This window comes from Umezawaea sp., from assembly GCF_057122925.1.
Genome location: NZ_DBNGPQ010000138.1, coordinates 115242 through 137270 on the forward strand (window position 1 = coordinate 115242; position 22029 = coordinate 137270).

Genomic DNA, 22029 nt, shown 5'->3' on the forward strand with positions numbered 1-22029 from the left:
GGCTCCTCAGCGGAGGTCGGTCACCGCGACGGGTTCCACGTCGTCGTAGGCCTGGTTCTCGCCGCCCATGGCCCAGACGAACGAGTAGGCGTGCGTTCCGGCTCCGCTGTGGACGGACCAGCTCGGCGAGATCACCACCTCCTCGTTGCGCACCACCAGGTTCCGGGTCGCGTGCGGCTCGCCCATCAGGTGCACCACCCGGTGCTCGTCCGGGAGGTCGAAGTAGAGGTAGGCCTCCGTGCGCCGGTCGTGGGTGTGCGGCGGCATCGTGTTCCACACGCTGCCGGGCGCCAGCGTCGTCATGCCCAGCACGAGCTGGCTCGACCGGATCCCGTCCGCGTGCACGAACTTGCGGATCTCGCGGACGTTCGACGTCGCCGGGTCGCCGAGCCGCAGCGCGTCCACGTCGTCGTACCGCGCGACCGCCGTCGGGTGCTCGGCGTGCGACGGCGTGGAGAACAGGTAGAAGCGCGTGTGCTCCACGGCGGCCTGGAAGCGCACCACGGTCGCGCCCCTGCCGACGTACACGCAGTCGCGGGCGTCGACCTTGTGCTCGGCGTCGTCCACGGTCACGCTGCCCGACCCGCGGACCACGACCACCGCCAGCTCCCGCCGCGCCAGGAACGTGTCGGCCCGCAGCGCGTCGACGGCCTCCAGTTCCAGCGGCGTTCCGGGCAGGGGAGAGGCGCCACCGACCACGACGCGGTCCTCGTGGGAGTGGACGAGCCTCACCTCGCCCGCGACGAACAGGTCCTCGACGAGGAAGCGCTGCCGCAGCTGATCGGTGTCGAGCGCGGCCACCTGCTCCGGATGGGTCGCGTGTCGGATTTCCATGGCGGTGATGCCTTCCGCTCGTCGCTGTCCAGTGACACCATGTGCTCGGTCCATTCATGGAACTACGTTCCGCTGGATGGAACAAGTGTGGTCTCGTCACTTCGCCGCCGCCGGTGACGAGTTGGCCCGCGGTGCGCTCGGAAGGCGGCGGTAGACGTATGCACCAGCCAGGGTGTCGCCCTCCCGCGCGCCGCCGGTCCTCCCGCGCGTCCCGGTCCGACCTGTGATCAACGCCGATTCTCGGATGGATGGTGCCCATGTCCGTGTCCCGCCGTACCTTGCTGACCTCGGCCGCCGTGGCGGCCGGAGCGACCGCCGCGACGGGAGGAACCGCGTTGGCGCAAGAGCCCGTACCCGGTCCGGAGGCGTTGCGCGACGCCCTCGACTACGCCGTGTCGAAGGTGCGCGTCACCGGCCCGGCCATCACGACGTTCCCCGAGATCACCAGGGCCGAGAAGTGGACCTACGTCGCCGACGGCGGCTGGGTCGGCGGCTTCTGGCCGGGCACGCTGTGGATGGCGTACCTCGACACGAAGGAGGACCGGTTCAAGCAGCTCGCGCTCGCCGCCTCCGAGCGGCTGTCCCCGCGCAAGGACGTGGCCCGCGACCACGACATGGGCTTCCTCTTCTACCCGTCGTGGGTCACCGCGTGGCGGCTCACCGGCGAGGTGAAGTGGCGCGACGGCGCGATCAAGGCCGCCGACGGGCTGATCGGCCGGTTCAACACCGCGGGCCGGTTCATCCGGGCCTGGGGCGCGCTCGGCACGCCGCGCGACGAGGGCCGTTCGATCATCGACACGATGATGAACCTCGACCTGCTCGCGTTCGCCACCCAGGAGACCGGCGACCGCAAGTACCTCGACGTCGCCGTCGCGCACGCGAAGACGACCCAGCGGCACTTCGTCCGCGCGGACGGCTCCACGCCGCACGTCTTCGACTTCAACCCGGCCACGGGCGCGCCGATCGGGCCGAACACCGTGCAGGGCTACAGCCCGACGTCGGCGTGGTCGCGCGGGCAGGCGTGGGCGATCTACGGGTTCACCACCGTGCACCGGCGCACCGGTGACGCGTCGTTCCTGGCCACCGCGCGGAAGCTGGCGGACTTCGCGCTCGGCCAGCTCACCCCGGACCACGTGCCGGTGTGGGACTACCGCGCCCCGCAGGCGCCCAACGACATCAAGGACTCGTCGGCGGGCGCGGTCATGGCGGCGGGCCTGCTCGACCTGGCCAAGGCGTCCGGCCGCACGCAGTACCGGGACTCCGCGCTGCGGATCCTGCACGGCCTCACCAGGGACTGCCTGACGAAGAAGTCCACGCGCGCCGAGGCCGTCCTGGCGCGCGGCACCCGCAACCGGCCGTCCGAGGACGGCGTCGAGGTGTCGCTCCCGTACGCCGACTACTACTTCATGGAGGCGCTGCTCCGGGTGTTGAAGCCGGCCGAGGTCTCCCGCGCCATCGGCCTGTGAGGACGTGAGCTGGTTGGGAGGCGCGGCCTCCCAACCAGCTCAGCCTCAGGCCTCGTCGCCGCTCTCGGACTCCGCTCCGGGCGCGGGTTCCGCTTCCTCTTCGGACTCGGCCACTGCTTCGGTCTCGGGCTCGGCTTCGGGCTCGGCTGTCGTGTCTTCGGACTCCGCTGTCGTGTCCTCGGGCTCGGCCGTCGTCACGATCGCGGCTGCCCCGGTCGTGCCGACCAGTGCGGGTTCGCGGCGGCGGCTGGGCATCGCGGACACGATCACCACGCCCGCCAGCAGCAGCGCGGTGCCGAGCCAGAAGATCGGGATCGTCTTGTAGGCGGCGGTCGTGTAGGCCAGCGGGATGGTCGGCCGGGCCTGCGGCGGTGGTGGCTGCGCGCCCGCGGGCGGTGCCGTCGTGGTGCTGCCGCAGACCACGCCGCCCTCCGGCGCGGCGGCGCGGACGATCTGCTCGCCCAGCGACACCTGCGCCAGCGCGGACGGCAGGTTCGGCAGGCCGAGGGCGTCCGTCGGCAGCAGTTGCAGGTCCAGCAGCCGGGCCGTGGCGCCGAGCATGAAGCCCTTGATGGTCGGACCGCCCTGCGTCAACGGGCCGTTCAACGCCATCTTCTTCTCGTTGAACTGCGCGATCTGCAACCGCAGCACCCCGATGTCGAGCTTCTCCAGCTCGGCGGGCACGTCACCGCCGCTCGGCAGGATCCCGCCGATGATCGGCAGCTTCGGCAGTTCGGGCAGGCCCGCCACCGGGATGCCGACCGGGATCTCCAGCTTCGGGTTGGCCGCGTCCAGCGTGCCGAGCACCTTCCCGCCCTGCGTCACCCGCAGCACCGGTGCGGTGTACGTGATCGCCGACGTCGCCTCGACGCCCGTGGCCAGCGCCACCAGCGTCGGCTGGCTCACCACGTCGATCCGGACCTCCATCGGCGTGCCCGCGAGCAGCCGCACGCTCGCCGCCTGGAGCGTCGACGTGGTCTTCACGGCCTTGTTCGCCGAACCGGGCAGGTCGACCAGTTCCACCGACGACTGCGCCATCAGCGTCTCCGGCAGGCTGAGCAGCGAGCCCTTCTCGCCCGTGTCCGGCGTGCCCGACAGCAGCCCGCCGAGCTGGCTGAGCGGCGCGGTCATGCCCTTGAGGCTGTCGATCAGCGACTGCTTCGCGGCGGCGTCCAGCTTCGGCGTGTCCTGCGTGAGCATCCCGGTCAGGTCCGGCGACGACGGCAGCGTCGGGATCGCGTTCAGCACGGACAGGCTCGCCAGCGACGTCTTGGCCTCGCTCAGCGGTGTCACGCACGGCCCGAGCGCGTCGTCCCAGCGCGCGTGCACGTTCCCGTTGAGGCCCTTCACGGTGAGCAGCGTGTCCAGCGGCGTCTTCGGCAGCGCCAGCCCGCCGCTCAGGCCCTGGGGGTTGTCCGGCGACGCCGTCTGGGCCAGCGAGCCGGGTGTCTGCGGCGCCCGCCCCTGCACGGCGAACCCGAGCGGCGACGCCTGCGCGACCGACCGCTCGAACGCCAGGTACGACTCGGTGTTCACCTGCGCGCTCGCCAGCCCGACACCCAGCTCCGCCGCGGACTGCTTCGGCAGCTCGTCCCCGAACCCCGGCAGGATGGTGTTCGTCGGCGTCGACTCCGGTGCCAACCGCACGACCGCCAACCCGGTCCCAGCATCACCCACCGCGTGCGCAAGCGATTGCGGCCCGTTCGGAGCGGACACCGGCGGCTGCCCCGGACTCACCGGACCGGGCACCGGCGTGGTCACGGGAGGCTGCGCCAGAGCGGGTGCCGCGCACAGCGCCAACAACGCTGCGGCGGTGGGCAAGGCCAACGCGAGCCGGCGTCTGCGCATGTCGGAAGTCCTCCTCGACGGTGAAGAGCCCGTGACCCGTGGTGAGCGGCGTCACGAGAAGCCTAACGAGGGGGACCCCTGTCGGTGACGGTCTTGGAGTCGGCTATAGTTATCGCGTCTCGCCGCCTTAGCTCAGTCGGCTAGAGCGGTTCACTCGTAATGAACAGGTCATCGGTTCGATTCCGATAGGCGGCTCTGGTGAGATGCAGGTCAGCCCCGGTGCGCACACAGCGCACCGGGGCTGACTGGTCTTCAGGGTCCTCCTGCGTGACCAACTGCGTGACTACGCTTCCGCCGCGGGGAAGATCCGGTCCATCGCGGTAGCCCCGTCCTGCACCCCCGGACGGATCTGCTTCCGGTAGGCCAGTTCGGCCGCCTTGGCGGCCTGTCGGAAGTCGCGCCGGACATCGGTGTCATCCAGCCCGGTGCCCTACTTGGTAGTGAGCACGAGGTCGTGCTTCTGCCACCCTGTGCCCGCGTCCTCCCTCGGCTTCGCCTGCCTGGCCGTTCGCTCCCCAGCGCCTCCTCGCAGCGCTGGGGAGCGCCGGTGGCTTCCGGGACTCCCACGACACCGCCGAGGATCCGAGACCGCGGTGGAGATCAAGCGGAACCTCGATCTTCCAAGTCCCGTTACCCCTGTCATCGAGGTTGGCCAGGTGCAAGGTGTGTTTGCTGCGTCCTATCCGGTGTGCGACCTCGCGGCAGCGCGGATCAACAACCATGAGGAATCGTGGTGGGGTAGTCGGGAGAACGTGCTGACAGGGGGAAGCATGGAAGATGGTCACTCGACCACGACCGAGACCGAGGCAACGGGGGCATCATTGGTAGGTGGCCTGTTGGAGGCTAGACCATTGTCTTCTCCCGTGGAGCATTTGGCAATGGCGGCCTTGTCGACGAGTGCTCGGCCATCTGCGCTGTCCATGAGGTAGGCAAGAATGTCAACTTTGGTTCCTGGGCTCGCTTTCGTTCCGGCGCCGCCGCATTCCCATTTCTCGGCCGCGCTGTCGACGACGCAGTACCCGTACTGCTGGTAATAGACTGCTTCAGTGCTATTTCGAATTCGGAGAAATATCCAGAGTGTGCCGCAAGTGGATGCGCTGTTCGTGCTGCCCTTGACGGAGAAGTTGGCCTTTTGGGTTGCGCTCAGGGTCGTGTTGTCGGCAGGAGAGTCGATCGTTGTCCTCGTTTTCTCGCAGCTGCTCTCTGTCTCTGGTGCTGACAACCTCCGAAACGTGTGGGCGGCAACGCCGGTGCTCACAAGCGCAATGGAAATTTCTAAAACCATCAACTTGTCTACCGTGCAATTGCGACGGTAGAAGATGATGGTCACCCCGATCGCAAACGCCAATACGCTAACCAGATAAATGATCTGTCTGGGTTGTCCAAGTGGTATCAAGGCCACTGCGGTGATGTCGGCGATGATGCCGACAGGCGCCAGCATTTGAGAAACTCTGCTTCCTGGCGCTGTCGCTGGAGGAGTTGTCGACGTGGGCATGGAGTCTCCCGGCGGTCGAAGCAGTAAACGGCATCGACCCATTGGCAGGTGTCACCGTACAGACGCTAATGACGACGGGAGCCGTCGTCATCCAAGGTGCACCCGAATGCGCCAGTGATCTAAAGCCTGCTTGCTACGATTAGTGCGGGTTGACGCCTTGTCCGCTCCTCAGAGTGGACAAGCGCCACGCATGGAATCACTTCAGAGGCATCGTAATTTCAGGAGCTGGCGCAGGCGCCCGAAGACGCCGCATGACGAGTCGCCGTTTGGTCGCCCCAGTTCGGTACCGGGCATGCCGGGCATCGGCGCGATGCCCGGCGGTACGCAACCGGGCCTGACGCATTTCGGTGCGCCTCGCCTACCATCGTTCGATGGTGAAGATCGACTACGTGGCTCCGGGGCTGTTCACCTCACTCGGCGAGGCCGCCGGTTCCGTGGTCGCCGACGATCCGCTGGAGATCTGCGAGCCCGTCCACGGGCTGTTCCTCCACCCCGACGCGCAGCCGGGGCGGGATCTGCCCGCTGAGCGGCAGGTGGAGAAGGACGTTCGCCCCGCCGCCGAGTTGGCGCGGCTGTTGTTGGCGCTCGACCCGATGCCGTTGACGTCGCCGCGGGCGCCGGACAAGCGGCTCGTGGGGACGTGCAGGCACTTCGCGGTGATGAGCTGCGCGCTGCTGCGGGATCGGGGGATCGCCGCGCGGGTGCGGTGCGGGTTCGGGATGTACTTCGAGGCCGGGCTGGGGTTGGACCACTGGGTGACGGAGTTCTTCGACGGTGGGCGGTGGGTGCGGGTCGACACGGAGGTCTTCGGGCAGGAGCGGCCCGTCGACCCGCGTGATCTGCGGCCCGGTGAGTTCCTGACCGGTGGTGAGGCGTGGAGCGCCTACCGGCGTGGTGAGGTCGACGGCTCGAAGTTCGGGGTGCCCGGCACGGAGAACTGGGGACCGTCGGAGATCCGCGGCAACGCCGTGCGGGACCTGGCCGCGCTCAACAACGTCGAGGTGCTGCCGTGGGACGAGTGGGGGCGGATGGAGGAGGCCTACCAGGGGCGGACGGGTGAGGACTACGACGAGCTGCTGGACGAGCTGGCCGTCGTGTGCGCCGGGGACGACCTGGACGCCGTCGCCGCGCTCTACCTCCACCCCGACCTGCGGGTACCGGACGAGCTGATCGCGGAACCCGACCGCGACCGCGCGCGTTGACGGACTGTCGGCTCGGAGGGAGGGCGTGGGGGCTGTGCCGTTGAGCGCGAAGGTTCGGGAGCGCTGCCGGGCGCTGCTGCCGCCGGGCACCGAGATCCGCTACCTCTTCCCCGCGGTCGCCAGCACGGCGGTCGGGCCGTCGCTCGTCTCGAAGCCGTTCATCTTCGTGGTGACGGACCGGAACATCGTGATGCTGGCGTGCAGCTGGCTGAGCCACGACCGGCCGAAGTCGGTGCACTGGACGTACGAGCGGAGCCTGCGGCTCGGACCGGTGGACACGACGTCGGACCCGGTCTTCACCGTCGACGGCTCGCCGTTCCAGACCTGGGACGAGTACGTGTCGGTGATCGCGGCCGCGGACGCGGAGACGACGAGGGACTCCTTCCCGCCGGACCCGCTGCCCGACCTCTGACGTGCGGTGCACGACGCGGTGATGTGACCCGGAGTTCTTCCGCTCGTTCCCGACCTCGGCGACACTTCGGGAGAGCGGTCGACACCGGTCCCGGAACGTCCGCCCGGTGGTTGCTCCATCGGGGTGGCCTTCGCGCGATCTCCGTCAGAGGGGTCGGGTTCGGTCGTCGCCCTGGCGGAGGAGGCGATGACCATGATCCCGACGATCCTGATGACCCTGCTCTTCCTACCCCTCGCCCTGTGCGCCGCGCGCGTGGGCAGGAGGCACTGGACGAGACGCAGGACCGTGCTGCGGGTGCGGGCCGAACTGGCCTTCTTCCACCACGGTCTGCGGGACACACCGAGCGGTCGGCACCGGCTCACCCGTTCCTGAGCGCGGCGAACACGCGGCCCCACCGCTCGGGGTCGCCGCGGTAGGGCGCGTGGCAGGACGAGCGGGTGGTGACGTCGCCGTAGCGGGCCAGCAGTTCCGCCGCCACCTGCTCGGGCTCGCCGACCACGGCGAACGCGGTCAGCACCTCGTCGTCGACCGCCGCCGTCATGTCGTCCCACCGCTGCCGCCGGGACATCGCGTGCAGCTCCTCGTGCAGGTCGCCCCACCCGTGCAGGTCGAGGACCCGGCGGTAGGCGGGGGTCGAGCCGTAGAAGGCGATCTGCTTCCTGGTGTCGGCGACGGAGGCGGCCAGCTCCTCGGCCGTGCCGCCGGTCGCGACGAACGACGGGCCGCTGATCTCCAGTCCCGCCAACGGTTTTCCGGCTTTGGCGCGCCCGCGTTCGAGCGCCGGGATCGTCACCTCGCGCAGGTACCGCTCGGTGGTGAAGCTGTGGCACAGGAAGCCGTCGGCGACCTCGCCCGCGACCTCGGTCATCAGCTCGCCGACGCCCGCGAGGTACACCTTCGGCGGTCCGTACGGGTTCGGGCCGGGGTCGAAGAAGGGTGTCATCAGGGTGTGGGTGAAGAACTCGCCGCGGAACCTCGGCCGTTCGCCGGTCTCCCAGCTCCGCCAGATCGCCCGCATCGCCAGGACGTACTCGCGCATCCGGGCGGCGGGTTTCGACCACGGCATCGAGAACCGCTTGGTGATGTGCGGTTCGACCTGCGACCCGAGCCCGAGGTTGAAGCGCCCGCCGGACAGCAGTTGCAGGTCGTTCGCCAGCACCGCGGTGCTCATCGGGTTGCGCGCGAACGCGACCGCGATCGACGTGCCCAGCTCGACCCGCGACGTCGTCCCCGCCGCGACGCCCAGTGCGACGAACGGGTCGTGCTGGGCCTCGGCCACCCAGAACCCGTCGTAGCCCGCGGCCTCGGCCTGCCGGGCGGTGTCGCCGATCTCGCGGGGGTCGAACGCGACCTCGACGCTGTCCACCTTCATGGGGTGGTTGTACCAGCGCCTAGCGGTCGCAGGCGATCCCGTCCCCGTCCGGGTCGAGGTGCTTGCCGTAGCCGGGTTGGTTGACGACGATCGGGCCGACGCCCGCCCTCCTGGCCGCCTCGCAGTTCGCGAAGTACACGTCGTCCGAACCGGACGGCTCGCGGTCCTGCGCGTCCGCCTGGCCGACGGTGTCCTTGCCGCCGCACTCACCCCACAGGCCGACCCCGGCCTGCTCGGCCGCGGACTGGGCGGACTTGAGCGCGGTCGTCGAGCCGGGTTCGGCGCGTCCCATGCCGCGGCGCACCGCCTCCACCGCGAAGTCGGACCCGTCCGGCATCAGCACGGTGGCCGACGAGCCGAAGGTCTTGGTGTACTTGACGGTCTTGCCGTTCAACGTCCTGCGGGTGAACTCGGTCGCCGCGCCCGCCCAGCACTCGCCGGGCGGGGCCAGTCCGGCGATCTGCACGGTCTTGCCGTCCGAACTGACGATCGTGCGACCGTCCACGACGTCCGCCACCTGCATCGTCGGCTGCTCGGGCGCGCCCGTCGTCGTCGTGAGCATCGGCGTCGGGCTCGGCGTCGAACTGGGGGTGGTCACCCGGATCGCCGCCGACAGGTCCGTCTTGGACGCACAACCGCCTGCGCAGAGGAGGGCGAGCAGGAACGGGAGAGCTCCACGTCGCCACCGGGCAGGCGCGGGGGGAGTACTGGGCACGCGATCCTCCAAGGGCGCGGCGGTCGCACCTGTGTCCGGGTCATCGCAACGGGACGTGCCGCGTGTTACGCGGGTCACAGGACGTTACCAAGTCGACTCCCCGAAAGGACCAGGCTCGACCCGTCGATCGGGTGAGCCTGGTCCCTGAATCGGTTTACTCGCAAGCGATTCCGGCCCCGCGGTGGTCCGGGTGGGACCCGCGGCCGGGATCGCCCCACCGCAACGGTGTTATGCCCGAGGTCCGGTGTGGAGGGGTCCTCGGTGGACGGCGGTCAGCGGTTCGGGCGCAGGGTCCAGGTGACGGTCATCTCCGCCGTGGTGGCCCCGGCGGCGTTGGTGATCGTGACGTGCACCGGGAACTCGGGCCGCGTGCCGGACGCCAGTTCGGCGACCACCTCGGCGGCCGGGCGGCCGAGGACGGCCTCCGCGCGCAGCACGCCGGTCGCGACCTTCCGGTAGGCGATCTCCGCGCGCGCGACCAGCGGCGTGGCCTTGTCCATGTGCTGCGAGAACGCCGCGAGCACGACGGCTCCGGACGCGGTCTCGCCCGCACCGAACACGACGGCCGCGTGCGGGCCGCCGACGTGGTTGCGGTTCTCCTCGCCGTCGGGCAGTTCGACGAGCACGCGGTCGCCCTCGACCTCGATGAAGTCGATGCCGGTGGTCCCGACCCACGGCACGCCCTGCTTCAGGGCGTCCGCGACGAACGTGTAGTCCTGGCTCATGGCGACGAATGCTACCGGTCGGTAACCCCGTTGCCTACCCGTTGGTAACCGCCTGCTGAGACGCGACTCACCGTTAATTCAGTTGCCCTGCTAGGCCATCCGAGTTCATGCTTGTACTCAGCAACTAGTTGGATGATGCAAGCAACGGAGTGTTCCATGGTGGACCCGGTGAGTGACACGGTGGGTTCGACCGAGGCGAGGCCGGAGCCGGAGCTGGAGCTGGCCGAGAGGGTCGGTACCGCGATGATCCGCCTCAACAAGATGCACGCGTGCGTCGCCGCGCAGATGAACAAGGCCGGTATGGACAAGGCCGCCTTCGTGCTGCTCGCGAACCTCGCGCACATGGGTCCCTCCCGATCCAGCGCGCTGGCCGAGGCGGTCTTCTCCGACCCCTCGACCGTCAGCCGCCAGGTCGCCGGCCTGGTCAAGGACGGGCTTGTGGAACGGCGGGCCGACCCGGAGGACGGACGGGCCAGCGTGCTCGTCGCCACCGAGGCGGGCCACCGGTTGCTGGCCGAACGCCGCAGCATGCGCAACGCCGCCATCGCGCGGATGTTCGGGAGCTGGTCCGAACCGGACTGGCGCACCTTCACCGACTTGTTAGAGCGCTTCGTGGGCGACTACGAGAACGCGCTTCCGGATTTTTTGGCTGAGGGCGGACCGGGGCCGCGCTCAGGAGGGGAGAAGTGATGTCGGAAACGGTTGAGAGAGCGGAGGCTTCGCCGAGGGGCGAGGTGCTGCTCACCCACCGTCAGATCCTGACGATCCTGTCCGGTCTGCTGCTGGGGATGTTCCTCGCGGCGCTCGACCAGACGATCGTCTCGTCCGCGATGAAGACCATCGCCGACGAGCTCCAGGGCCAGACCTTGCAGGCGTGGGCCACCACGGCGTACCTGATCACCGCCACGATCACGACGCCGCTGTACGGCAAGCTCTCGGACATCTACGGCCGCAAGCCGATGTACCTGTCCGCGATCACGCTGTTCCTGATCGGGTCGCTGCTCTCGGGCATCGCGACCTCGATGTACGAGCTGGCCGCGTTCCGCGCGGTGCAGGGCCTCGGCGCGGGCGGCCTGATGTCGCTCGGCATGGCGATCCTGGCGGACATCACGTCGCCGCGGGAGCGCAGCAAGTACTCCGCGTACTTCATGGCCGTGTTCGGCGTGTCGAGCGTCGCCGGCCCGGTCGTCGGCGGCCTGTTCGCGGGCCTGGACACGTTCGCGGGCGTCACGGGCTGGCGCTGGGTGTTCCTGATCAACGTCCCGATCGCGCTGATCGCGCTCGTCGTCGTCGCCAAGGTGCTCAACGTCCCGCACAAGCGGGTCGACCACCGCATCGACTTCTGGGGCGCCGCGCTGCTCAGCGTCGGCCTGGTGCCGCTGCTGATCGTCGCAGAGCAGGGGCGCGAGTGGGGCTGGGCGTCCGGCACCTCGATCGCGATGTACGCGCTCGGCGTGCTCGGCGTCATCGGCTTCGTGTTCAACGAGAAGCGCATGGGCGACGAGGCGCTGCTGCCGCTGAGGCTGTTCCGCAGCGGGACGTTCTCGCTCGGCAACACGATCAACTTCGTGATGGGCATCGGCATGTTCGGCGGCATGGTCTCGCTGCCGCTGTACCTCCAGATCGTCAAGGGCGCCTCGGCGACCGAAGCCGGTCTGATGCTGCTCCCGCTGACGTTCGGCATCATGTCGGCGGCCGGGATCAGCGGTCAGATCACCTCGAAGACGGGGCGCTACAAGGTGTTCCCGATCATCGGGTTCGCGCTGATGGCCGTCGCGCTCTTCGCGTTCAGCACGATCGGCACGGACACGTCGAACGCGTTCACGCTCAGCCTGATGTTCGTGATGGGCGCCGGACTGGGGCTGTGCATGCAGACCCTGCTGCTGGCGATCCAGAACGACGCCGAACCGAGGGACATGGGCGTCGCGACGTCGTCGGCCACGTTCTTCCGCCAGATCGGTGGCACGGTCGGCACCGCCGTCTTCCTGTCGATCCTGTTCAGCAGCGTCGGCGACAAGATCGGCAACGCGCTGACCACGGCGTTCGGCAACCCGGACTTCCAGGCCGCGCTGGCGAGGCCGGAGAACGCGCAGTTCGCCCAGGGGCTCCAGAGCGGCGCCGGTGTCGACCTGAACAACACCGAGTTCCTCAAGACGCTCGACCCGGTGCTGGCGCGTCCGTTCCTGGACGGCTTCTCCGGCGCGATCGACACGGTGTTCCTGGTCGGCGGCATCGTGGTGCTGATCGGCTTCGTGCTCGTGTGGTTCATCAAGGAGACCCCGCTGTCCATGCGCTCCGGCCTGGAGCGCATGAACGACGAGAACGAGGCCAAGGAAGCGGTTCCCCCGCTCCCGATTCACTAGATCGTGTAAGAAAAGGAGCCCCGCACCTCACTGAGGTGCGGGGCTCCTTCTCGTGGTCAAGCCCTAGTGGTCCTCGCCGCGTGCGATGGCGTCCTTGAGGCGCTGGTAGGACCGGATGACCTCGGCCTCGGCCTCGACGCGACCGACCCAGCTGGCGCCCTCGACGCTCTTGCCGGGCTCCAGGTCCTTGTAGACCTCGAAGAAGTGCTGGATCTCCAGCCGGTAGAACTCGTTCAGGTGGTGGATGTCGCGCAGGTGCTCCGACCGCGGGTCGTCGGCGGGCACGCAGAGCAGCTTGTCGTCGCCGCCCTTCTCGTCGGTCATGCGGAACATGCCGATGGCGCGCGACTTGATCAGGCAGCCGGGGAACGTGGGCTCCTGGACGATCACCAGCGCGTCGAGCGGGTCGCCGTCCTCGCCCAGGGTGTTGTCCACGAACCCGTAGTCCGCCGGGTACTGGGTGGCCGTGAACAGGGTGCGGTCCAAGCGGATGCGACCTGTCTTGTGGTCCATCTCGTACTTGTTGCGCACACCCTTGGGGATCTCGATGGTGACGTCGAACTCCACTGCGCGTCCTCTGCTTCGTCTCGCCTCGTCATGCTGAGGTGACGCCGCGTGTGCGACACCCTCTGCCGTTGCGCCACTAGTGTGGACTACGACGACCACCCGACCCGCATCGTGGTGGGTGCCTGCGGGTGTGAGATTGCCCTTATGAAGATCTACGGAGGATCGCGTGCCCGGACCTGGCGACCCCGATCCCGGTGTGCCGGACGAGCTTTCGTGGCCCACCGAGGACGACGACTCGGGTGTGTTCGAGATCGCACCCGAGCAGCCGACGGTGGCTCTCCCCGAGCCGCCGACGGTGCAGGTGCAGCGCCCCAGGCCGGCGGCGGCGCAGCCCCCGCCGACACCGCGGCCCGCCGATCCGCCGACCATGCGCATCCAGGTCCCGCGGCCCCAGCCCACGTTGCCGCAGCTCTCGCCGCCGCAGCGACCGCCCGTGCAGCCCGAGCCGCCCACGCGCCGCGCGATGCCCGAGCGGATCACCCCGCACAACGAACCCGCGCCCGACGCCGAGCCGGACCCGCCCGTGCCGCCCGCCGAACGGGAGACCGCCGAGGCCGGGCCGAACCGCCGCAAGCCCCTGCTGCTCGTCGGCGCGATCGTGCTCGTGGTGGCGCTCGCCGGTGGCGCGGTGTTCGCCTCGGCGAAGCTCGACTGGTTCGGCGGCGAGGTCGCGCTCACCACGGCGCCGCCCGCTCCGCCCGCGAAGGTGTCGCTCTCCGTGAAGGGCGTCGCCGGTGACGCGCCGACGCCGAGCGCGTCCGGCGTCAGCGCCGCGCTGGCCGGGCCCGCCGCGGCCGGGGTGCTCAGCCCGCTGACCGGGGTCGTGATCGACCCGGCGACCGGCACCGCGCTCTGGCAGCAGGGCGACACGACGCCGCTGATCCCGGCGTCCACGATCAAGATCCTGGCGTCCGCCGCGGCGCTGCTGTCGATCGACCACACCGCCCAGCTGTCCACCAAGGTCGTCCAGGGAGACGCGCCCGGCACCGTCGTGGTCGTCGGCGGTGGCGACCCGACGCTGTCCTCGCTACCGGAGGGCACGACCACGGTCTACCCCGGCGCCGCGACCCTCGACGACCTCGCCGCGCAGGTCAAGGCCAACGCGACGGGCCCGATCACGGAGGTCAGGTTCGACCTCGGCCGGTACGCGGGCGAGGGCACCGCACCCGGCTGGGACCCGGCCGACATCGCGGGCGGCTCGATCACGCCGATCGTGCCGTTCATGCTCGACGGCGGCAGGCTGGACCCGAAGAACCCGAACAGCCCCCGCACCGCCGCGCCAGCGCTGGACGCCGCCACCGCGCTGGCGCAGCGGCTCGGCGTGGCGACCGCGACCCCCGGCCCCGCGCCGTCCGGCACCAACCAGAAGGTGCTGGGCGAGGTGAAGTCCGCGCCGGTCGACCAGCTCGTCGAGAACGCCATGCAGATCTCGGACAACATCCTGGCCGAGGCGCTCGCCCGCGAGGTCGCCAAGGTCACCGGCCAGCAGCCCTCGTTCGACGGCGCGGCCAAGGCCGTCGAGGACGTGCTGACGAAGAACCAGTTCGACGTCGGCGGGGCCACGGTCGTGGACGCCAGCGGCATGTCGCCGCAGAACAAGATCCCGGCGAAGCTGCTCGGCCAGATCCTGGAGGTCGCGGCCAAGCCGGACGCGAGCGACCCGCGCACCGCGAAGCTGCGCCCGCTGCTGACCGCGCTGCCGGTCGCGGGCGGCAGCGGCACCCTGGCGAACCGCTACCAGCAGCAGGCCGCGAGCGGGAAGGGCTGGGTGCGGGGCAAGACCGGCACGCTGACCGGCGTGAACTCGCTCGCGGGCGTCGTCGTGGACACCGACGGCAAGCTGCTGGTGTTCGCGTTCATGTCGAACAGCCCCGGCAACACCGACGAGGTGCGCGAGGCGCTGGACGTCCTGGCTGCCACGCTGCGTGGCTGCGGCTGTGCGTAGCCGTATCCCACAGGTAGCGTCGGAAGGGTGAACGCGGCACCGCAAGCCCGTGTGGCACGACCGGGCGACACGACGACGACCACCCCCGTCGACTGGGAGTTGGCCGCGTCGACGGCCGCGCGCCTCGTCCGGCAGGGTCCGATCATCCCGAGGGCCGAGGCGGACGTGGCCGTCCACCGGCTGCGGGAGCTGGCCCCCGAGGCCGAGGTGCACGTCCGCGAGCTGACCGGACTGGGCCACGGCCTCCCGCTGCTGCCCGGCGAGGTCGTGGACCGGCCCGCGTGGGCGCGCGCCGCGGTGCAGGGGCTGGCCGCGCTGACCGACTCCGCGATGCCCCGGCAGAGCGGCGCGTTCGGCGGGGTCATGGCGAGCACGGCCGGGGTGCAGGCGGGGATCGTGCTGTCGTTCCTCAGCTCCCGCGTGCTCGGCCAGTACGACCCGTTCGGCGGGGACGGCGCGGGCAGGCTGCTGCTGGTGGCGCCGAACATCGTCGCCGCCCAGCGGGCGCTCGACGTGCCCGCCGAGGACTTCAGCCTGTGGGTCTGCCTGCACGAGTGCACGCACCGGCTCCAGTTCACCGGCGTGCCGTGGCTGCGCGAGTACTTCGGCGGGCAGGTGTCCGACCTGCTCGCCGCCATGGACGCGCCGTCGGGTTCGATCACCAAGCTGCCCGAGGTGGTGCGCGAGTTCCGCAAGCGCCTGCGCGACACCGACGGTCCGATGGGGCTGATCGACCTCTTCCAGTCGGCCGAGCAGAAGGCCGCCATCGACCGGCTGGTCGCGCTGTCGACGCTCCTCGAAGGCCACGCCGACCACGTGATGGACGCCGTCGGCCCGTCCGTGGTGCCGTCGGTGGCCACGATCCGCGACCGGTTCACCGAGCGCCGCAAGGGCGGTGGCGTGCTGGACCGGGTCCTGCGCACGCTGCTGGGCGTCGAGGCCAAGGTCCGCCAGTACGCGGAGGGCGCCGCGTTCACCGGGCACGTCGTGGACGCGGTGGGCATGGAGCGCTTCAACGTCGTCTGGACCTCGCCGGAGACCCTGCCGACCCGCGCGGAGATCACCGACCCGGCGGAGTGGCTGCGCCGCGTCGCACCGTGAACCGGCCCGACCCCGCCGTCTCCGAGGTGCGGACCGCGGTCCGGAGGTTCCTCGCCGAGCCCGCCGTCGCCGGGCACGTGGAACGCGGCGGGGTCGCCGTCGCGGTGTCGGGCGGCGCCGACTCGCTCGCGCTGGCCGCCGCGACCGCGCACGTCGTCCAGGGCGCGCGGGCGCTCGTCGTGGACCACGGCCTCCAGGCCGGGTCGGCCGAGGTCGCCGACCGGGCCGCGGCGCTGTGCCGGGGGCTGGGGCTGGACGCGGCGGTGCTGCCCGTCGTGGTGGACGGCGGCGGGGGCCCCGAAGCGGCCGCCAGGAGGGCCCGCTACGCCGCGCTGAGACCGTCGCGGGGGCTCGTGCTGCTCGGGCACACCAGGGACGACCAGGCCGAGACCGTGCTGCTCGGCCTGGGCCGCGGTTCGGGACCGCGGTCGATCGCGGGCATGAAGCCGCTCGACGCCCCGTGGGGACGGCCGCTGCTCGGCGTGTCCAGGACGACCACGACCGCCGCGTGCGCCGCGCTCGGGCTGGAGCCGTGGCACGACCCGCACAACACCGACCCGGCGTTCACCAGGGTGCGGCTGCGCACCGAGGTGCTGCCGCTGCTGGAGGACGTGCTCCAGGGCGGCGTCGCGGCCGCCCTCGCCCGCACCGCGGCCCAGCTGCGCGACGACAACGACGCGCTGGACGACCTGGCGGCGGCCTTCGAGGGTGATCCTGCCGACGTCTCGGCCCTGGAGCCGCTGCCGCCCGCGCTGCGCCGCCGCGTCATCCGCCGCTGGCTGCTCGCGTCGGGCACGCCGGAGTTGTCCGATTCGCACGTGAGGGCGGTGGACGCGCTGGTGTCCGGGTGGCGGGGCCAGGGTGGCGTGTGGCTGTCCGGCGGGTTGGTGGCGCGGCGCGCGCATGGCAGGCTCAAGCTAGACCCAAGGCAGTCATGACAGAGGGGACACCGTGTACGACGGCGACATCGCCTCAACGCTGATCACCGAACAGGAGATCAGCGACAAGGTCACCGAACTCGCGAACAAAGTCGCGGCCGACTACCCCGACGACGGTGGATCCGATCTCGTGCTGATCACGGTGCTCAAGGGCGCGGTGATGTTCATGACCGACCTGGCGAGGGCACTACCCGTGCCGGTCCAGTTGGAGTTCATGGCGGTCAGCTCGTACGGCTCCTCGACGTCCTCCTCGGGCGTCGTCCGCATCCTCAAGGACCTCGACCGCGACATCGCGAACCGCGACGTCGTCATCGTCGAGGACATCATCGACTCCGGACTCACGCTCTCGTGGCTGCTGAAGAACCTGGCGTCGCGCAAACCGCGCTCGCTGGAGGTCTGCACGCTGCTGCGCAAGCCCGACGCGGTGAAGGTCGAGGTGCCGGTGAAGTACGTCGGCTTCGACATCCCGAACGAGTTCGTCGTGGGCTACGGCCTCGACTACGCCGAGCGCTACCGCGACCTCCCGTACATCGGGAAGCTCGACCCGAAGGTCTACTCGGTGTAGGAGGTCGCTGCTCCGCGGGCTCCGGCCCGACCTGCCGACGCGTCCTCGCGCGGTGGTCACCGCGGTGGTCGTGCCGTCGTGTGAAAGGGCCTCCCGCACACCGTGCGGGGGGCCCTCTCGTTCGTTCGTCAGCAGTTGGGCCTGCACCTGCGCTGGCTGATGGCGTCCAGCAGCACGCCTTGGATGTCCGCGGGCTGGAGGGCCTGGTAGGCCTTGCCGCCGGTGGCCGCGGAGATCTGGCGCAGGGCGTCCATGTCGGCCTCCTGGCCCAGGCCGACCATGATCATCGGGACGGGCCTCGCCGGGTCGCCCTCGGACTGGAAGGTCTTCACCAGTTCGGCCAGGTCGATGCTGGAGATGTCGTCGTTGCGGCCGTCGGTGATCAGCGTGACCGAGTTGATCTTCGCCGGGTCGTACGTCGACTGCATGAAGCGCCACGCCGCCAGCGCGGTGTCGTTGAGCGCCGTGCCGCCGCCGACGATCGAGGCCAGGCCCTGCGCGCCCGTGACCAGCACGTCACGCCGGGGCTTGCCGCCGAGGGGCTCGCCGAGCGGGCCGATCGGGACCAGCGAGATCCAGTCGTTCGGCGGCTTCTTGTCCGTCGAGAACGCCCACAGGCCGATGTCCGAGGTGTCGGGCATGAGGCTCAACGCGGTCAGCGCCGCCTGGGTGGCGGCCTCGATCCGGGTCTGGCCGTTGCTCATCTTCTCGGCCATCGAGCCGGACACGTCCAGCACCGCGAGCATCCGCGAGTCCAGGGCGATGGCGCCCCACGTGCGCAGCAGCTCGGACACCTGGTCCGTCGTCGGCGCCTTCAGCAGGTTGACCTGGTCGCCGTTGACGCCGTCCTCCTCCGTCGTCCAGCCGTCGGGCGCGCGGCCCTGCGGGTTGCGGAAGCCCGCGTCGGCGAACCGCTTCGCGGCCTCGGGGGAGCGCAGCGCCTTCTCGAAGCCCGCCGCGGCGGCCTCGGTGCCCGAGTGCTCGCCCGCCCGGCTGACCCGCACCAGCGGGAAGTCGAAGCCGAGCGTCCCCTCCTTGGGGTAGGAGGCCACGACCCGGCGTTCACCGGCCGTGCGGTTGTTCGCCATCACGTTCTGCTCGCTGGCCGTGAAGATCGGCGCGTTCTCGGCGCCCTGCGTGACCTTGTTGAACGCGTCGCGCACCGACGGCAGCGCCTCGCGGCCGACGCGCAGCAGCGCGCTGACCAGCTCCGGCTTGGGGGAGCCGTCGGGGTTGCCGAGCAGGCCGCGGACGACGGCCAGCGTGGCGAGGCCCTCGGTGGACTGCGTCGGGTCGCTCAGGGTCACCGGCACGTTCGGGTCGACCACGCGGGACCAGCTGATGGGCGTGACGGGCCAGCCGAGCTTCGACATCGACTGCTCGGAGCCCGCGATCACCATCGGCGAGCTGGCCAGGGAGCTCTTCACGTCCAGGCGCGGCGCGTCCTGGCCGACCTCGCCCGCTTCCTTCTGCGTCTCGGCCGCCCACATCGACGAGTCCGGGATCCACAGGGCGGGCGGGTTGATCTGGGCGGTCGGCAGCTCCGTGGCGACGTCCGCGGCGCCGCGCGACTCGACCTGGACCTGGACGCAGCGGCCGTCCACGATCGGCTGGGTCGACTGGTACTCGGCGGCGGTCTGCCGGACGACCTCCTCGGCCGCGGGCGTGACGGCGACCTTGAGCGGGAGGGCGCCCTGGCAGTCGGGTCCGCTGGTGGCCTTCAACGCGACCACGGTGACGCTGACTGCCGCCACCACGCCGATCAACGCCCCCGCGGGGAGGGCGATCCGGCGGAGCAGGCTGGTGGTGGGCTGGTTGCGCGATGACATACCGTGGGTACCTTCGGTTCAGTATTCACCCGTTGGGGCGATGAGAAAACTCTCCGTGGTCTGAGGGTGGCACGTGTTCTGCTGGCAGGGTGGAGACCCGTAGTTCCCGTCACTCGTGTGGACCGATGCAGGTAGCTACCTGTAAGTAGCGCGGTACCTCTATCGAGTGTTACGGGCTGCGGGTCCCCGAAGTTCACGACCAGTTTCGACCATCCGGGTCCGAAGGCCACAAGATTGGTCCGTTCGGCCCAGTGGATTGCCGCGCAAGATGCCTGAGTATTCCTCATGTTTCCGCGTTCGGTGAACCGGAGGCGGCCGGAATCCGTGTCGGCTGTCACGGCGGGGAACCCGTCACCCGGTTCGTCCGTTGTCCGCTCAGTGCCGTCCGTCCCCCCGTTCCGGCCCGCATCCCCCGTGGATCGGCCGGTGCGGGCCGACGGGCGGTAGGCTGGCCCGACGGGTGTACCCGTCAGTGCCCGTCGACGGGAGAGGTGGGGCCCCCATCACCCGACATGCAAGTCAGGGAGGGTCGAGGCCGCCCGACGGCCGTAAGTGAATGGACCGCAAGCGCCTGCTTCGCAACCCGCTGCTGTGGATCGCGGCGGTGTTGATGTTCTATTTCATCTTCACCATGCTCTTCGACGACACCAGGGGGTATACCCCGGTCAAGACGTCCGAAGCGCTGCAACAAGTGCGTGACGGGAAGGTCAAGGAAGTCACGCTGGAGGACAAGGAGCAGCGCCTCAAGCTGACCTTGAACCCCGGCACGAACTTCGCAGGCCACGACCGGCTGATCACGCAGTTCCCGGCCTCGTCCACGGACGAGATCTTCACGATCCTGGACACGGCGCCGAACAAGCCCGTCCTGGAGACGAAGGTCAGCCAGGAGTCGTTCCTGATGCAGGTGCTGATCTACCTGGTGCCGCTCGGGCTCTTGTTGCTGCTGCTGATGTGGATGATGAACAACGCCCAGGGTGGCGGCAACCGCGTCATGAACTTCGGCAAGTCCAAGGCCAAGCAGTTGTCCAAGGACATGCCCAAGACGACGTTCGGTGACGTCGCCGGAGCCGAAGAGGCCGTCGAGGAACTAGAGGAGATCAAGGACTTCCTCCAGAACCCCGGCCGCTACCAGGCACTCGGCGCGAAGATCCCGAAGGGCGTCCTGCTCTACGGCCCTCCCGGAACCGGCAAGACCCTGCTCGCCCGCGCCGTCGCGGGTGAGGCGGGCGTGCCGTTCTACTCCATCTCGGGCTCGGACTTCGTCGAGATGTTCGTCGGCGTCGGCGCCTCGCGCGTCCGCGACCTCTTCGAGCAGGCCAAGGCCAACGCGCCCTGCATCATCTTCGTGGACGAGATCGACGCCGTCGGCAGGCACCGCGGCGCGGGCATGGGCGGCGGCCACGACGAGCGCGAGCAGACCCTCAACCAGCTGCTGGTGGAGATGGACGGCTTCGACTCGCGCGGCGGGATCATCCTGATCGCGGCGACGAACCGGCCGGACATCCTCGACCCCGCGCTGCTGCGCCCCGGTCGCTTCGACCGGCAGATCCCGGTGTCCGCACCGGACCTGAAGGGCCGCAAGCAGATCCTTCGCGTGCACGCCAAGGGCAAGCCGTTGACGGAGGACGCCGACCTCGACGGCCTCGCCAAGCGGACCGTCGGGTTCTCCGGCGCCGACCTGGCCAACGTCATCAACGAGGCCGCCCTGCTGACCGCGCGCAAGAACGGCACGGTCATCAGCAGCATCGAGCTGGAGGAGTCGGTCGACCGCGTGATCGGCGGTCCGGCCCGCAAGAGCCGGATCATCTCCGAGAAGGAGAAGAAGATCACGGCCTACCACGAGGGCGGGCACGCGCTCGCCGCGTGGGCCATGCCGGACCTGGAGCCGGTGTACAAGCTGACGATCCTGCCGCGCGGCCGCACTGGCGGGCACGCGCTCGTCGTCCCCGAGGACGACAAGCAGCTCATGACCCGCTCGGAGATGATCGCGCGCCTGGTGTTCGCGCTGGGCGGACGCTCGGCGGAGGAGCTGGTGTTCCACGAGCCCACCACGGGTGCCTCGTCGGACATCGAGCAGGCCACCAAGATCGCGAAGGCGATGGTGACCGAGTACGGCATGAGCGCCCGGCTGGGCGCGGTCAAGTACGGCAAGGACGAGGGCGACCCGTTCCTCGGCCGGTCGATGGGCCACGCGCCGGACTACTCGCTCGAGGTCGCGCACGAGATCGACGAGGAGGTGCGCAAGCTCATCGAGGCCGCGCACACCGAGGCGTGGGACGTGCTCAACACCTACCGCGACATCCTCGACAGCCTCGTGATCGAGCTGCTGGAGAAGGAGACGCTGCAGCGCAAGGACCTGGAGCGGATCTTCGCGGGCGTCGAGAAGCGGCCGAGGATCACGGCGTTCAACGAGTTCGGTGGCCGCACGCCGTCCGACAAGCCGCCGATCAAGACCCCCGGTGAGCTGGCGAAGGAACGTGGCGAGCCGTGGCCGCCGGTGCAGGAGGAAGCGCCGACGCCAGTGCGCACGGCCCCTGGCGGCGGCGAGCTACCCGGTGTTCCGCCGCACACGAGCCCGGAGCCCTCGGGCGGCAACGGCGCGGTCCCGAACGGTCTGCCGCCGCGGCCGGGTGGCTACGGCCAGCCGTACCC

General features: G+C 70.0%; 19 protein-coding genes and 1 tRNA gene. 12 read left to right on the top strand and 8 right to left on the bottom strand.

Translation table 11 applies throughout. The features are described from left to right. Positions 1-6: 6 nt before the first annotated feature. A complete protein-coding gene (gene kduI / locus AC156L_RS31295; protein ID WP_330878747.1) occupies positions 7-834 on the bottom strand; it encodes a 5-dehydro-4-deoxy-D-glucuronate isomerase in 828 nt (275 codons plus the stop codon). 335 nt (positions 835-1169) lie between these two features. Here kduI and AC156L_RS31300 point away from each other — a divergent pair, with 335 nt between their 5' ends. After that, the gene (locus AC156L_RS31300; RefSeq protein ID WP_330878748.1) at positions 1170-2300 is read left to right on the top strand and encodes a glucuronyl hydrolase; all 1131 of its coding nucleotides are present in this window, start codon (positions 1170-1172) and stop codon (positions 2298-2300) included. Between the two features lie 45 nt (positions 2301-2345). Here AC156L_RS31300 and AC156L_RS31305 read toward each other — a convergent pair whose 3' ends face one another. Continuing rightward, positions 2346-4148 carry a hypothetical protein gene (locus AC156L_RS31305; RefSeq protein WP_484407525.1) on the bottom strand — a complete coding sequence of 601 codons (1803 nt, stop codon included), beginning with the start codon at positions 4146-4148 and terminating at the stop codon, positions 2346-2348. A 121-nt stretch (positions 4149-4269) separates the two neighbouring features. Between AC156L_RS31305 and AC156L_RS31310 the strand changes: the two genes are divergently transcribed. Beyond that, a tRNA-Thr gene (locus AC156L_RS31310) sits at positions 4270-4343 on the top strand. 586 nt (positions 4344-4929) lie between these two features. Here the strand turns inward: AC156L_RS31310 and AC156L_RS31315 are convergent. After that, a complete protein-coding gene (locus AC156L_RS31315; protein ID WP_330874939.1) occupies positions 4930-5589 on the bottom strand; it encodes a hypothetical protein in 660 nt (219 codons plus the stop codon). 425 nt (positions 5590-6014) lie between these two features. Here AC156L_RS31315 and AC156L_RS31320 point away from each other — a divergent pair, with 425 nt between their 5' ends. The 3 genes from AC156L_RS31320 to AC156L_RS31330 all read left to right on the top strand — a co-directional run bounded on the left by AC156L_RS31320 (position 6015) and on the right by AC156L_RS31330 (position 7629). Further along, the gene (locus tag AC156L_RS31320) at positions 6015-6845 is read left to right on the top strand and encodes a transglutaminase-like domain-containing protein (protein WP_330874940.1); all 831 of its coding nucleotides are present in this window, start codon (positions 6015-6017) and stop codon (positions 6843-6845) included. Between the two features lie 34 nt (positions 6846-6879). Beyond that, positions 6880-7257, top strand: coding sequence for a hypothetical protein (locus AC156L_RS31325; protein ID WP_330875001.1), 378 nt, complete (start codon positions 6880-6882; stop codon positions 7255-7257). 186 nt (positions 7258-7443) lie between these two features. Further along, positions 7444-7629 carry a hypothetical protein gene (locus AC156L_RS31330; RefSeq protein WP_484407527.1) on the top strand — a complete coding sequence of 62 codons (186 nt, stop codon included), beginning with the start codon at positions 7444-7446 and terminating at the stop codon, positions 7627-7629. On the opposite strand, the gene AC156L_RS31335 is transcribed toward AC156L_RS31330, so the two are convergent. From AC156L_RS31335 to AC156L_RS31345, 3 genes are all read right to left on the bottom strand, one after another. Beyond that, complete coding sequence (locus AC156L_RS31335) at positions 7616-8629, bottom strand: LLM class F420-dependent oxidoreductase (RefSeq protein WP_330874942.1); 1014 nt, start codon at positions 8627-8629, stop codon at positions 7616-7618. The two genes, AC156L_RS31330 and AC156L_RS31335, sit on opposite strands and share 14 nt — an antisense overlap. Positions 8630-8648: 19 nt before the next feature. Continuing rightward, on the bottom strand, positions 8649-9227 hold the full coding sequence (locus tag AC156L_RS31340; RefSeq protein WP_330874943.1) for an excalibur calcium-binding domain-containing protein: 579 nt from the start codon (positions 9225-9227) through the stop codon (positions 8649-8651). A gap of 389 nt (positions 9228-9616) precedes the next feature. Then, entirely contained in the window at positions 9617-10069 is a 453-nt protein-coding gene (locus tag AC156L_RS31345) for a DUF4442 domain-containing protein (protein ID WP_330874944.1), read from the bottom strand. Between the two features lie 156 nt (positions 10070-10225). On the opposite strand from AC156L_RS31345, the gene AC156L_RS31350 reads away from it, so the two are divergent. Both AC156L_RS31350 and AC156L_RS31355 read left to right on the top strand, forming a co-directional pair. Continuing rightward, positions 10226-10759, top strand: coding sequence for a MarR family winged helix-turn-helix transcriptional regulator (locus tag AC156L_RS31350; protein ID WP_484407528.1), 534 nt, complete (start codon positions 10226-10228; stop codon positions 10757-10759). After that, positions 10759-12432 carry an MDR family MFS transporter gene (locus AC156L_RS31355; RefSeq protein WP_330874946.1) on the top strand — a complete coding sequence of 558 codons (1674 nt, stop codon included), beginning with the start codon at positions 10759-10761 and terminating at the stop codon, positions 12430-12432. Before AC156L_RS31350 ends, AC156L_RS31355 begins: the two co-directional genes overlap by 1 nt. A 63-nt stretch (positions 12433-12495) precedes the next feature. Here AC156L_RS31355 and AC156L_RS31360 read toward each other — a convergent pair whose 3' ends face one another. Then, positions 12496-12999, bottom strand: coding sequence for an inorganic diphosphatase (locus tag AC156L_RS31360; protein WP_259629710.1), 504 nt, complete (start codon positions 12997-12999; stop codon positions 12496-12498). A gap of 166 nt (positions 13000-13165) precedes the next feature. On the opposite strand from AC156L_RS31360, the gene dacB reads away from it, so the two are divergent. The 4 genes from dacB to hpt are packed head-to-tail and all read left to right on the top strand — an operon-like array spanning position 13166 to position 17548. After that, complete coding sequence (dacB, locus tag AC156L_RS31365; RefSeq protein WP_330874947.1) at positions 13166-14944, top strand: D-alanyl-D-alanine carboxypeptidase/D-alanyl-D-alanine endopeptidase; 1779 nt, start codon at positions 13166-13168, stop codon at positions 14942-14944. Positions 14945-14971: 27 nt separating this feature from the next. Then, positions 14972-16045: a zinc-dependent metalloprotease gene (locus AC156L_RS31370; protein ID WP_330874948.1), complete on the top strand. Its 1074-nt coding sequence runs from the start codon at positions 14972-14974 to the stop codon at positions 16043-16045. After that, positions 16042-16983 carry a tRNA lysidine(34) synthetase TilS gene (tilS, locus tag AC156L_RS31375; protein ID WP_330874949.1) on the top strand — a complete coding sequence of 314 codons (942 nt, stop codon included), beginning with the start codon at positions 16042-16044 and terminating at the stop codon, positions 16981-16983. The genes AC156L_RS31370 and tilS overlap by 4 nt, the downstream gene beginning before the upstream one ends. A gap of 13 nt (positions 16984-16996) precedes the next feature. Continuing rightward, complete coding sequence (hpt, locus tag AC156L_RS31380) at positions 16997-17548, top strand: hypoxanthine phosphoribosyltransferase (RefSeq protein WP_484407529.1); 552 nt, start codon at positions 16997-16999, stop codon at positions 17546-17548. Positions 17549-17676: 128 nt separating this feature from the next. On the opposite strand, the gene AC156L_RS31385 is transcribed toward hpt, so the two are convergent. After that, positions 17677-19377, bottom strand: coding sequence for a substrate-binding and VWA domain-containing protein (locus AC156L_RS31385; RefSeq protein WP_330874951.1), 1701 nt, complete (start codon positions 19375-19377; stop codon positions 17677-17679). A gap of 556 nt (positions 19378-19933) precedes the next feature. Between AC156L_RS31385 and ftsH the strand changes: the two genes are divergently transcribed. Next, the coding region (gene ftsH, locus AC156L_RS31390) for an ATP-dependent zinc metalloprotease FtsH (RefSeq protein ID WP_484407531.1) at positions 19934-22029 on the top strand (2096 nt) is incomplete at its 3' end.

Coding starts and splice junctions, on each gene's coding strand:
- AC156L_RS31305 (WP_484407525.1), bottom strand. CDS start 4,148: ATGCGCAGACGCCGGCTCGCGTTGGCCTTGCCCACCGCCGCAGCGTTG.
- AC156L_RS31330 (WP_484407527.1), top strand. CDS start 7,444: ATGACCATGATCCCGACGATCCTGATGACCCTGCTCTTCCTACCCCTC.
- AC156L_RS31320 (WP_330874940.1), top strand. CDS start 6,015: ATGGTGAAGATCGACTACGTGGCTCCGGGGCTGTTCACCTCACTCGGC.
- AC156L_RS31355 (WP_330874946.1), top strand. CDS start 10,759: ATGTCGGAAACGGTTGAGAGAGCGGAGGCTTCGCCGAGGGGCGAGGTG.
- AC156L_RS31385 (WP_330874951.1), bottom strand. CDS start 19,377: ATGTCATCGCGCAACCAGCCCACCACCAGCCTGCTCCGCCGGATCGCC.
- AC156L_RS31345 (WP_330874944.1), bottom strand. CDS start 10,069: ATGAGCCAGGACTACACGTTCGTCGCGGACGCCCTGAAGCAGGGCGTG.
- kduI (WP_330878747.1), bottom strand. CDS start 834: ATGGAAATCCGACACGCGACCCATCCGGAGCAGGTGGCCGCGCTCGAC.
- AC156L_RS31335 (WP_330874942.1), bottom strand. CDS start 8,629: ATGAAGGTGGACAGCGTCGAGGTCGCGTTCGACCCCCGCGAGATCGGC.
- AC156L_RS31350 (WP_484407528.1), top strand. CDS start 10,226: ATGGTGGACCCGGTGAGTGACACGGTGGGTTCGACCGAGGCGAGGCCG.
- AC156L_RS31315 (WP_330874939.1), bottom strand. CDS start 5,589: ATGCTGGCGCCTGTCGGCATCATCGCCGACATCACCGCAGTGGCCTTG.